Source organism: Erwinia billingiae Eb661 (assembly GCF_000196615.1).
Classification (GTDB): domain Bacteria; phylum Pseudomonadota; class Gammaproteobacteria; order Enterobacterales; family Enterobacteriaceae; genus Erwinia; species Erwinia billingiae.
Genome location: NC_014306.1, coordinates 3,676,468 through 3,688,034, shown reverse-complemented (window position 1 = coordinate 3,688,034; position 11,567 = coordinate 3,676,468). Strand labels below are relative to the sequence as shown.

Sequence of the window (11,567 nt, the reverse complement as noted above, 5' to 3'; positions counted from 1 at the left end):
ACACGTGAACCGGTTTACCAGACCATTCACAAATTAGTGCAGGGTTTTCAGTCGCCTGGCTTTTATATTTGTCATAACCCCTCTGAACTGGCACGCGAACTGCTTAATAATCCTCCATAAGACCACCGCCGTAAGCCCGGGATGTTGAAAAGGGGTAAACCGGTTTACTCGTTTATTGCCAGCATCAGGGAAACCGTTATGGGTGACGTTTTGGTTAAAGCTACCAACATTACCAAGCGCTTTGGCGCGCTGACCGCGCTCAACGGCGTCAACATGGAGATCAACCGGGGAGAGGTGCTTGCGCTGCTAGGGGATAACGGCGCCGGAAAGTCGACCTTTACCAAAGTCCTGTCGGGTGCCTACAGCGCCACGGAAGGCGAGCTGGTTGTTTCCGGTAAAAGCGTGCGTTTCTCCTCGCCGAAAGAGGCGTCCGACTGCGGCATCGCCACCATTTATCAGGAGCTGGCGCTGGCGGAAAACCTGTCGATTGCCGAAAACGTCTTTCTCGGTCGCGAGTTGAAACGGCAGGTGCTGGGCATCCCATTTTTACGTATGCAGGCGATGCGTGAACGGGTGCAACAGCTGCTGGCCGAACTGGATGCGCATATCTCCGATGCGGAAGCGCCGGTAGGCAGCCTGTCAGGCGGTCAACGTCAGGCGGTGGCGATCTGCCGCGCGCTGAACCTCAATGCCCAGCTGGTGATCATGGACGAACCGACCGCCGCGCTGGCGGTAGCCGAAACCCGCAAGGTGCTTTCACTGACGCGGCGGCTGGCCGAGCGTAACTGTGGCGTGGTGCTGATCAGCCATAACATCAGCGACGTGTTTGAAGTGGCCGATCGCATGGTGGTTTTCCGCCGTGGCCGCAAAATTGCCGAACGGCGACGGGAAGAGACCTCGCCGGATGAAATCGTCTCGCTGATCACCGGCGCGCATCCCGATGCGCGCGCCTTTGAACAACGCCGTGACTAACCAATCGTTCCTTTCTCTGGGTGGAATTTAACTATGTTGAAACGCGTCACTCTTACACTGCTTGCGTCTTCTGTTTACCTTGTCAGCCAGTTGGTCAGCGCTGCCGACAAACCGAAAGTGGCCTTTGTGCCGCAGATAGTCGGCATTCCGTACTTCCAGGCGATGCAGGACGGTGGCAACCGTGCGGCGAAGGAACTGGGCGTCGATTTTATCTATTCCGGCCCGGTGGACACCAACCCGATGGATCAGCTGCAAATCGTGCAGAACCTGATTGCGCAGGGCGTGAAGGCCATCTCGGTAAGCGTGCTGGATGCCTCCAGCCTGGCCCCGGTGGTTGAACAGGCCAAATCACGCGGCATCTCGCTGTACACCAGCGACAGCGATGCGCCGGACAGCGGCCGTGCGGTCTATGTTGCCCAGGCCACGGATCAGGGACTGGGCGAAAGCATCATTGATGAGATGGTTAAACGGGTAGGCGATCGCGGCAAAATTGGCATCGTCTCTGGCGAAGCGACCGCATCGAATCTCAACGCCTGGATCGGGTTTATGCAGGCGAGGGTGAAAGCGAAATACCCGAACGTTACCTTACTGGCACCGCAGTTTGCCGGTGGCACCGCCAGTCGTGCGGCACAAATCTCCACCGATTTGATGTCTTCCAATCCTGACCTGAAAGGCATTATTGCCGTCGCGTCCACCACCTGTCCTGGCGTGGCGCAGGCCATCGAAACCGCCGGAAAAATCGGCAAGGTGATTGGTGCCGGCTACTGCAGCCCAAATACCGCGCGCGCCTATCTGAAGAGCGGTGCCTTTGGTTACAGCGTGTTGTGGGACCCGGAGAAACTGGGCTACCTGACCGTCTGGGCTGGCAAAGAGCTGATCGACGGCAAAAAGTTTGCGGCGGAAAACAGCGTGCCGGGCTTTGCTAAGCCGGTCAGCTATGACAGTAAAACCGGCATCCTGTTGCTGGGCGCTCCGGCGGTATTCACCAAAGATAACGTCGATCAGTATCACTTCTGATGAGGATGAATTTGAAAGGAGCCCTGTGGCGCTGGTCGGCGCGTGAAATCACCCTTGCCATCGTTTGCCTGCTGGCCTGCGCGATCTTCTCGCTGGCCTCACCCTGGTTTGCCACCGTCGATAACCTGAGCACGGTATTGCGTAACAGCGTTGAGCTGCTGCTGATTGGTTTGGGGATGACGTTGATTCTGGCGATGGGCGGCGTCGATGTCTCCGTCGGCGTGGTGATGGGGCTGGCGGCCTGGGGCGTGGGACAGTTATTGGGGGCGAACGCGGTGTTGGCCGCAGCGATTGCCGGCCCGCTGATTGGCATGCTGGTCGGTGCCTTTACGGCGGTGGTGGTGGTGTTGGGACGCATCCCGGCCATTGTCGGCACGCTGGGTTTGTACGGCGTCTACCGCACCGCCATTTTTGCCTTACTCGGCGGTCAGTGGTTATCGGGTCTGCCCGATGGGCTGACGCGTTGGGTGGATGGCCGCTTGCTTGGCCTGCCGCTGATGGCGTGGCTGATAGCGCTGGCTTATCTGCTGGTCTGGCTGGCGTTGCGGCGCACGGCCTATGGCCCGCATCTGCTGGCGATTGGCCATTCGGAAGAGAAAGCCCGCCTGTCCGGCGTACCGGTCACCCGGGTGCGCTTTATCACCTTTATGTTGAGCGGCCTGCTGTGCGGGCTGGCAGCCACCTTTTATGTGGCCACCTACCGCAACGTGGAGATGACCGTCGGCAGCACGCTGGCGCTGGAAGCCATTGCGGCGGTGGTGCTGGGCGGAACCCGCATCACCGGTGGGCAGTGCAGTTTGCTGGGCACGGTGTTAGGCGTTCTGCTGCTGCGGATTTTGCAAAACGGCCTGCTGCTGGTGGGCGTGCCGTCGCTGTGGCAGACGGTGGTGACGGGCGTGTTGTTATTGCTGGTGTTGAGTGCGGAAGTGATTAGCGGACGCGTAAACCTGAATGGACTGAAGCGGGGAAGGGCATGAAATTTTTACGTGCGCATCTGGTGACCTCTCTGCTGGTGTTGTTGTGGTGTCTGCTGTTGGGCACGGTATTGATTCTGCAACCCGGCATGCTGGACCCGATAACCCTGACCACCATCCTGCAATTTGCCACCGTACTGGCGCTGGTGGCATTAGGCCAGGCGCTGGTGGTGCTGGCCGGCGGCGCCGGGATCGATTTGTCGGTCGGTGGCAACGTTTCGCTCTCGGCAGTGGCGGGCATGATGGCGCTGCACGCCGGTTTACCGCCGGTGCTGCTGCCGGTTATTTGCCTGCTCTGCGGTTTCCTGCTTGGCCTGTTCAACGGCTATCTGGTGGCGAAGCTAAAAATCTGGCCGCTGATCGTCACGCTGGGCACGTTCTACGCCTGGTCCGGTCTGGCACTGGCGCTGACCGGCGGGGCCGCCCAATCCGGCGTCCCGCGCGATATTTTGCCGTGGGGACGCGGCGTACTGGCGGCCATTCCGCTGCCGTTCCTCTGCTGTGTGATCCCCGCGTTTGTTATCGCCTGGGCAATCCTGCGCTTTACCAGCTGGGGCCGATGGATTTATGCGATGGGATTCAACGAACGTTCGGCCAGGCTGGTGGGCATTCCTGTCGATCGTCTGCGCATGCTGGTGTACGGCATTTGCGGTGCGCTGGCGGGCTGTGCCGGATTTATTACTCTGGCCTGGCTGGGCAGCGGACGCCCCAATGTCGGCGTGAATCTGGAGCTGGAATCGCTGACCGCCGCGCTGTTGGGTGGCATGGCGATCTTTGGTGGCCGGGGCGGTGTGGTGGGCGTGTTTGCCGCCACCCTGTTGCTGGTGGCGATCAAAACCAGCCTGTTGCAGTTTGGCATCAATACGGTCTGGCAAGTGGGCGTGGTGGGGGTGTTACTGATCGCCGTGCTGCTGGCCGACCGCTTCTCATCTTACCGGAGATAATTTATGACATTAGCACAGCAGATTGCGCGTCACGTTGAGGCCAACACCGATCGTCTGGTGCAGACGCTTTGCGATCTGATCGCCTTCCCATCGATCGTCAAAGTCGATCCGCGTGAAGCCGGGCCGGGCGAGCGTGGCTGCCAGCTTTACCTTCAGCAACGGCTGCAGGCATTAGGCATGACCACCGATCTGTGGGATTCCGATGGCCCGGCGCTGTACGCCAAATACCAGGGCCGACCGGGCGCCAATAAAGGCCGCACCTTTGAAGGACGGCCGAATCTGGGCGGGATTCTGGCGGGCAGCGGCGGCGGGCGTTCAATCATGCTCAACGGCCATGTCGACGTGGTGCCGCCGGGTGCTGCGGAGCACTGGCACACCGATCCTTTTACCCCGGTGGTGAAGGACGGTGCGGTGTATGGACGTGGCTCGGTAGATATGAAAGGCGGCGTCACCTGCATGTTGATGGCGCTGACGTTTCTCAAAGAGTTGAACATTCCGCTGGCCGGAGATGTGGTTTTCACTACGGTGGTAGACGAAGAGATTGGTGGCATGGGATCGCTGGCGATGGTCGATCGCGGCTTTAAGGCCGATGCCGGGATCATGACCGAACCGACCGCCAACCGCATCGCGCCGATCTGCCATGGCGTGCTGTGGAGCAAAATTGTGCTGGAGGGCATCGGTGGCCACGCGGAGTTGACGCCGAACGCCTGGAACAGCAGCGGGCCGGTCGACGCCATTATGCTGTGCCGCCAGATGCTCGATGCGATAGATATTCTGAATCGCCGCTGGCAGACCGACCCACGCAAAAATCATCCGTTGATGGATCTGCCGAATCAGATCATCGTCACGCAGCTGAAGGCCGGTGAGCATCCGGCGTCGATCGCCGGACGGGCCGAAATCATTATTGACGTGCAGTATCTGCCGGCGGAAAAGGATCAATTCGGTCTCGGCGGCCACGTTAAGGCCGAGCTGGAAGACTATCTGGCGCGGGTCTGCGCGGTCGATCCCTATTTGCAGCAGCATCCGGCGCGCATTGAATGGATCCTCGATGCCGACTGCGCGGAAGTGCCCGCCGACCATCCTTTCGTCACCACCTTCCAGTCAGCGGTCACCGAAGCGGCAATGCCGCCGGCGCTGGTCGGCTTTGGTGCACACAGTGATATTGGCCTGCCGGGATTATTCGGCACGCCGACCGTCAACTTTGGCCCCGGCGACCCGGCGTTATGCCATCAGCCCAATGAACATGTTCCGGTGGCTGACCTGATTGCCTGCACCACCGCCATCGCGCTGGCGATCGCCCGCTGGAGCGGCCCGCAACAAAGCCTGAATTAGGATAGTTTTCCGCTAAGCCTGGCCTTATGATGACAGGCTCCTTAAAAACGCAACGGAGCCTGTATGTCAGCCAAAATCGAAGTGATTAAGAATAAAATCCTGTCAGAAAACTGGTTCGTTTTGCGTAATTTTACCTACGATCTTACCGCCAACGATGGCTCCACTATCCGCCACAAGCGCGAGGTTTATGACCGCGGCAATGGCGCGACCATCCTGCTGTATAACCGCGAAAAAAACAGCGTGATCCTCACCCGTCAGTTCCGTATTGCGACCTTTGTTAACGGCAATGAAACCGGCATGTTGATTGAAACCTGCGCCGGGCTGCTGGACGATGATTCGCCGGAAGACTGCATCCGTAAGGAAGCGATTGAGGAGACCGGCTACGAGGTCGGCCACGTTGAGAAGCTGTACGAAATGTATATGTCGCCGGGCGGCGTGACCGAACTGATCCACTTCTTCGCCGCAGAATACAATGATGCCCTGCGCGCCAATGCGGGCGGCGGCGTGGACGATGAAGATATCGATGTGATGGAAATTCCTTTCCCCAAGGCCTGGGCGATGGTCAAAGAGGGGCGCATCAAGGACGGCAAAACGGTGATGCTGTTTCAGCACGCCTTGCTGGAAGGCTGGCTGAAACTGTAACCCTCTCTGACCGGCTTACGCGGAGAGCATCGCGGCCGGACTTTTCCCAGATAGCGGCAGCTAAACTGCCGCGTCATGCCGCTATTGTTGCAAAATAAAGTCAACATTTGCCGGGGTACATCAACCCGATTAATCAGATCGACTCTCTCTCAGCATACTGATAATTAAAAGCTCCCATAGGCTAATAGCAAATACGGGAAGAAGAACATCAGCAATTTTCGGATATCCTTAATAAATATTTTCTTTGCCGGAAAAAAGCATGAGGCGTTTAAACAAGCGCTAAACGCATATCCCTTCAGTAAATAAACCGGATCAATGAATTAACCGCAGTTAAGTCATTTTCTGATGCGAGGGTCATTAATTTAAATCATTGAATGGCAATGTTTTTAAGTCCGCAACTTGAACCACATCACATTATTTCGCTATTGCAGCACGGTGCCGCAGAGAAATAGTCGGCTACGGTCTTATTGCCGAATCAGAATAACATGACCGCTTTTGACCGAATGTGTGGATTTGACTGATTTAACGTTTTACTAACACTGTCCGAAAAATCCGATTGAGCTGCCCGCCTGCAGACGTCATCATAGCGGTATCGAATTTTTGATCTTATCCGCACGTTTCCGTCGCCATTACGTCACCCTGGGATACACGTTTTCAATGCCTTACTGGATGAAATTACCTTTTGCTTCGCTGCTGCTGTTTGCTGCTTCGCTACATGCCGAGCCGCTGCAAAAAGTCTTTTCCGACTGGCAGATTACCTGCAATAACCTTAATGGTTGTGTGGTGCGTAATTTCCCCGGCGATGATGGCCTGGTGATGACCCTCAGCCGTAATGCCGGAATTAATGACCGGCCGCTGCTGCGCATTGATTATGGCAACCGCTATACCGGTGAGCTGAAGGGCGCCGCGCTGAAGGATAACCTGCTGCTGGACGGGCAGCGACTGAAGCCCGACCTGAAGCACTGGGAAGTAGAACCCCATCATCTGACCACCGCGCATAACATCTCCATCGATGAGTTTCTGGCGCAGGTGATGGACGCGGATAATATCCAGTTGCTGTACCGGCCAAACGCCACCATTTCCCTGCACGGGCTGAAAGCGGCGCTGCTGCTGATGGACGACGTTCAGGGACGGGTTAATGGCATGAGCGCCTGGATTAAGCGGGGCGATCGTGCGGCGATGGATGTGCCGCCTGAGCCGGCGATGCCTGAAATCATTCCGCCGCCGCGTCCGCCTTTACCGCTGACGCGCGAAGAAACCACCGGCCTGATTGATTTTGGTACCTGGCGGATCAATACCGATGAGTGCTCGCTGGATCCGCAGCGTCGTGAAGTCAGCGTCGCCCCGTTATCCGATCAGAAAGCGCTGCTGCTGGTGAGCTGTGAGATGGGAGCGTACAACGTCATCGATCTGGCTTTTGAAGTCAGCCGCAGCGAACCCTATATTGCCAAGGGCATCACGCTGACCTTGCCGTTTGTGCCGCCTGGCCACGGTGATAAGCAGCTGGAATTGATTAACGCGGAATATGACGCCAACTCGGGAGAGCTGCTGACCTTCAGCAAGGATCGCGGGCTGGGAGATTGTGGCACCGCGTCACGCTGGCAGTTCAACGGACGTCAGTTTGTGCTGGCCGAGTTTGCGGAAGAGGGCACCTGCGACGCCTGGCACGGCAGCGATGACTGGCCAACGCTGTGGACCAGCAAAACCTTGCCGGTGACGCCAACCGGTAATGTGGAAATGACGCCTTAACCTCCTAGCGGGAAGCCCGGTGATGAAGCCATCAGAGCCGCTTCTCGCGGCATAAAAAAAGCCCGGCAATCAGATTGCCGGGCTTTTTGTTGTCCATCAGCGATCGCCTTCAGTCAGCGATCGTAACGGTCAGTCACCTCAGTGAGGTTTCAGCAGTGCTTCAGCATGGCTGACGATATTCTCAACCGTGAAGCCAAACTCGTTAAACAGCTTATCGGCAGGCGCTGACTCACCAAAGGTGGTCATGCCGACGATAGCGCCGTTCAGGCCAACGTATTTGAACCAGTAATCTGCAATGCCCGCTTCCACCGCAACACGCGCGGTGACGTTGGATGGCAGCACCGATTCACGGTAACCCACTTCCTGCTTATCAAACAGCTCGGTCGACGGCATCGACACCACACGCACTTTATGGCCGCTGGCGGTCAGTTTCGCCGCTGCGCCCAGCGTGATTTCCACTTCTGAACCGGTGGCAATCAGGATCACTTCCGGCGTGCCTTCGCAATCTTTCAGCACGTAAGCACCACGAGAGATGTTGTCGACCTGCTCTTTACTACGCTCAGGCTGCAACAGGTTCTGACGTGACAGGATCAGCGCGGTTGGCCCATGATGGCGCTCAACGGCATGTTTCCACGCCACGGCGGTCTCAACCTGGTCACACGGACGCCAGACGCTCATATTTGGCGTGACGCGCAGGCTGGCAAGCTGCTCAACCGGCTGGTGCGTCGGGCCATCTTCGCCCAGACCAATCGAGTCATGGGTATAAACCATAATCTGACGGGCTTTCATCAGCGCGGCCATACGCACGGCGTTACGGGCATATTCCACAAACATCAGGAAGGTCGCGGTGTACGGGATAAAGCCACCGTGCAGCGCCAGACCGTTGGCAATGGCGGTCATACCAAATTCGCGCACGCCGTAGTGAATATAGTTACCGGCATGGTCTTCTTTGATCGACTTAGAGCCAGACCAGATGGTCAGGTTACTTGGCGCCAGGTCAGCGGAGCCGCCCAGATATTCCGGCAGCAGCTTACCGTAGGCTTCCAGCGTATTTTGTGACGCTTTACGGCTGGCAATTTTCTGCGGGTTAGCCTGCAGTTCAGTAATGAACTTCTGCGTTTCCTGCTCCCAGACGTCCGGCAGATCGCCGGCCATACGGCGTAAAAACTCTTTCGCCAGTTCCGGATGCGCAGCTTGATAAGCAGCAAATTTCTCGTTCCACGACTTCTCGTATTTCGCACCGGCTTCTTTGCCATCCCACTGGGCATAAATGTCTTTCGGGATTTCAAAGGCAGGGTAGTTCCAGCCGAGCTGCTTACGGGTCAGCGCCACTTCTTCAGGGCCCAGTGCGGCACCGTGCGCTTCTTCCTTGCCGCCTTTGTTCGGCGAACCAAAACCAATCACCGTTCTGCAGATAATCAGTGAAGGCTTATCGGTAACGCTTTGCGCTTCTTTGATGGCATTTTTGATGGCATCGGCATCGTGACCATCAATTTCGTGGATCACATGCCAGTTGTAGGCTTCAAAACGCTTGGCGGTATCATCGCTGAACCAGCCTTCCACTTCGCCATCAATCGATATGCCGTTGTGGTCATAGAAACCGATCAGTTTACCCAGACCCAGCGTACCGGCCAGAGAAGAGACCTCATGGGAAATCCCTTCCATCAGGCAGCCATCGCCCATGAAGACGTAGGTGTTATGGTCGACGATATCGTGACCCGGGCGGTTAAACTGCGCGCCCAGCGTACGTTCCGCAATCGCCATACCGACCGCATTGGCCAGACCCTGGCCCAGCGGGCCGGTGGTGGTTTCGACGCCCGGCGTATAGCCGTATTCCGGGTGACCTGGCGTTTTAGAGTGCAGCTGACGGAAGTTTTTCAGCTCTTCAATCGGCAAATCGTAGCCGGTGAGGTGCAACAGGCTGTACAGCAGCATTGAACCGTGGCCGTTAGACAGGATAAAACGGTCGCGATCGGCCCACAGTGGGTTGGTCGGGTTGTGATGCATAAACTCGCGCCACAACACTTCGGCGATATCTGCCATGCCCATTGGGGCACCTGGGTGACCGGAATTGGCTTTCTGTACCGCATCCATACTCAATGCACGGATGGCATTAGCCAGTTCTCTACGTGAAGACATATTTTTCTCCCTGGTTATTGAGTGTTACAGCTTGGCGGACAGCACGTCTTCCAGCTTCTGCTGGTCAACGGCGAACTGACGAATACCTTCTGCCAGCTTGTCATTCGCCATCGGATCCTGATTGTGCTCCCAACGGAACTCGGCTTCAGTCATCGGCGTTGGCTGGTTAAAGGCCTCGGTTGACGGCTTCAGCTTACGCTCAACCGGCGCATCGCTGGCCTGCAGTTCTTCCAGCAGGTTAGGGGAGATAGTCAGACGATCGCAGCCGGCCAGTGCCAGGATCTGCTCAACTTTACGGAAGCTGGCACCCATGATCACCGTGTTATAGCGATGCTGTTTGTAGTATTCGTAGATGTTGCGTACGGACACTACGCCCGGATCTTCATCAACGACATACGGGTCGATCGGCTTGCGGCTGTTGTACCAGTCGAAGATACGGCCAACAAACGGCGAAATCAGGAACACGCCGGCTTCAGCACAGGCGCGCGCCTGAGCGAAGGAGAACAGCAGCGTCAGGTTACAGTTGATGCCGTTCTTTTCGAGTTCTTCCGCAGCGCGGATACCTTCCCAGGTGGAAGCCAGTTTGATCAGGATGCGCGAACGGTCAATGCCGTTGTCTTCGTACATTCTGACCAGCTTCTCAGCCTTGGTGACACACATACCGCGATCGAACGACAGGCGTGCATCCACTTCGGTTGAAACGCGTCCTGGAACGCTTTTCAGAATTTCCATACCGAGGTTAATCGCGACCTTGTCGCTGGCATTGATGATCTGAGTCTCTTTGCTGCCGCCCTGTTTTTTGGCGTAGTCGATAGCGTCGGTAATCAGGTGTTTGTAAGAATCGAGGCTGGAGGCTTTCAGGATCAGAGACGGGTTGGTGGTGGCATCTTCCGGGTGATAATTGCGGATGGATTCGATATCGCCACTGTCAGCCACCACGGTGGTGTATTGTTTCAGTGCGTCTAGCTGGTTCATCTCTTGGCTCCTTGATGTGCAATCTGCATACGTTTACGACCCTTGCGGACAACGTGGGCTGAAGGCCAACTATCCAGCCTTGAATCTTCTCATAAGGGGGAATTTTCAGTGGCTAACAGCCGGTCTGCCCGACAGGGTTTTCTGTTCTCAGGCCAAACATTGCATCAGACGTCCTGTAATAGAAATGCGTTTTCTCTGATTATTGCAATGGGTTCGCCCAATGGTCAGGCCGCGCGGACGAAAAAAATGCCGCACTTTTCAGTGTAGCACTTCCCTGGGATTTCGTGATGGCGCGCACGGTTGCGCGCCAACGGCAGGCTTATTTCGCGCCGGCGTGCTGCTCGTAATAGCTGATTTTATCGACCTTCTCCGACGAACCGCCGCCCTCAAATTCCGAATTCAACCAGCTGGATACAATCGATCGCGCCAGTTCAGGGCCGATCACTCGCGCACCCAGCGTCATCACCTGCGCATTGTTACTTTTGCGGGCGCGCTCGGCCGAATAGGTGTCGTGGCACTGCGCCGCACGAATGCCCGGCACCTTGTTGGCGACGATCGCCATGCCAATGCCGGTGCCGCAAATCAAAATCCCACGTTCATGCTTGCCGTCTTTAATGGCATTGGCCAGCGTCCATGCGATGTCCGGGTAGATCGGTTTATCGGTCTGCGCATCATTACTGTAGTCGCTGACATCCAGATTCAGCGTCTGAAGGTACTGTTTAATCAGGTTTTTTAATTCCAGCGCCGCATCATCAGCACCAATTGCAATAGAAGTCATAGGTTACTCCACGGGTAAGGGGGCCGCTGGGCATCCTGACGTCAG

At 56.8% G+C, this 11,567-nt stretch carries 10 protein-coding genes; 7 read left to right on the top strand and 3 right to left on the bottom strand.

The annotated features are described in order from the left end of the window. Positions 1–198: 198 nt before the first annotated feature. From EBC_RS18320 to EBC_RS18290, 7 genes are all read left to right on the top strand, one after another. Positions 199–972 (top strand): ATP-binding cassette domain-containing protein, encoded by a 774-nt coding sequence (locus EBC_RS18320; RefSeq protein ID WP_041692094.1) that lies wholly within the window; start codon positions 199–201, stop codon positions 970–972. Between the two features lie 33 nt (positions 973–1,005). Beyond that, positions 1,006–1,989, top strand: a complete 984-nt coding sequence (locus tag EBC_RS18315; RefSeq protein WP_013203337.1) for an autoinducer 2 ABC transporter substrate-binding protein — start codon at positions 1,006–1,008, stop codon at positions 1,987–1,989. 5 nt (positions 1,990–1,994) lie between these two features. After that, positions 1,995–2,966, top strand: a complete 972-nt coding sequence (locus tag EBC_RS18310) for an ABC transporter permease (protein ID WP_013203336.1) — start codon at positions 1,995–1,997, stop codon at positions 2,964–2,966. Continuing rightward, on the top strand, positions 2,963–3,907 hold the full coding sequence (locus tag EBC_RS18305; RefSeq protein WP_013203335.1) for an ABC transporter permease: 945 nt from the start codon (positions 2,963–2,965) through the stop codon (positions 3,905–3,907). Before EBC_RS18310 ends, EBC_RS18305 begins: the two co-directional genes overlap by 4 nt. A gap of 3 nt (positions 3,908–3,910) precedes the next feature. Then, on the top strand, positions 3,911–5,239 hold the full coding sequence (locus tag EBC_RS18300; protein WP_013203334.1) for a M20 family metallopeptidase: 1,329 nt from the start codon (positions 3,911–3,913) through the stop codon (positions 5,237–5,239). Between the two features lie 63 nt (positions 5,240–5,302). Beyond that, on the top strand, positions 5,303–5,881 hold the full coding sequence (nudK, locus tag EBC_RS18295) for a GDP-mannose pyrophosphatase NudK (RefSeq protein ID WP_013203333.1): 579 nt from the start codon (positions 5,303–5,305) through the stop codon (positions 5,879–5,881). Positions 5,882–6,538: 657 nt separating this feature from the next. Continuing rightward, positions 6,539–7,630, top strand: a complete 1,092-nt coding sequence (locus tag EBC_RS18290; RefSeq protein ID WP_013203332.1) for a DUF1176 domain-containing protein — start codon at positions 6,539–6,541, stop codon at positions 7,628–7,630. 138 nt (positions 7,631–7,768) lie between these two features. Here the strand turns inward: EBC_RS18290 and tkt are convergent, their stop codons facing one another. From tkt to rpiB, 3 genes are all read right to left on the bottom strand, one after another. Further along, positions 7,769–9,769: a transketolase gene (gene tkt, locus EBC_RS18285; RefSeq protein ID WP_013203331.1), complete on the bottom strand. Its 2,001-nt coding sequence runs from the start codon at positions 9,767–9,769 to the stop codon at positions 7,769–7,771. A 24-nt stretch (positions 9,770–9,793) separates the two neighbouring features. Further along, complete coding sequence (tal, locus tag EBC_RS18280) at positions 9,794–10,744, bottom strand: transaldolase (protein WP_013203330.1); 951 nt, start codon at positions 10,742–10,744, stop codon at positions 9,794–9,796. Between the two features lie 319 nt (positions 10,745–11,063). Then, on the bottom strand, positions 11,064–11,522 hold the full coding sequence (rpiB, locus tag EBC_RS18275; RefSeq protein ID WP_013203329.1) for a ribose 5-phosphate isomerase B: 459 nt from the start codon (positions 11,520–11,522) through the stop codon (positions 11,064–11,066). Positions 11,523–11,567: the final 45 nt, after the last annotated feature.

Coding starts and splice junctions, on each gene's coding strand:
- EBC_RS18320 (WP_041692094.1), top strand. CDS start 199: ATGGGTGACGTTTTGGTTAAAGCTACCAACATTACCAAGCGCTTTGGC.
- rpiB (WP_013203329.1), bottom strand. CDS start 11,522: ATGACTTCTATTGCAATTGGTGCTGATGATGCGGCGCTGGAATTAAAA.
- nudK (WP_013203333.1), top strand. CDS start 5,303: ATGTCAGCCAAAATCGAAGTGATTAAGAATAAAATCCTGTCAGAAAAC.
- EBC_RS18305 (WP_013203335.1), top strand. CDS start 2,963: ATGAAATTTTTACGTGCGCATCTGGTGACCTCTCTGCTGGTGTTGTTG.
- EBC_RS18310 (WP_013203336.1), top strand. CDS start 1,995: ATGAATTTGAAAGGAGCCCTGTGGCGCTGGTCGGCGCGTGAAATCACC.
- EBC_RS18290 (WP_013203332.1), top strand. CDS start 6,539: ATGCCTTACTGGATGAAATTACCTTTTGCTTCGCTGCTGCTGTTTGCT.
- tal (WP_013203330.1), bottom strand. CDS start 10,744: ATGAACCAGCTAGACGCACTGAAACAATACACCACCGTGGTGGCTGAC.
- tkt (WP_013203331.1), bottom strand. CDS start 9,769: ATGTCTTCACGTAGAGAACTGGCTAATGCCATCCGTGCATTGAGTATG.
- EBC_RS18315 (WP_013203337.1), top strand. CDS start 1,006: ATGTTGAAACGCGTCACTCTTACACTGCTTGCGTCTTCTGTTTACCTT.
- EBC_RS18300 (WP_013203334.1), top strand. CDS start 3,911: ATGACATTAGCACAGCAGATTGCGCGTCACGTTGAGGCCAACACCGAT.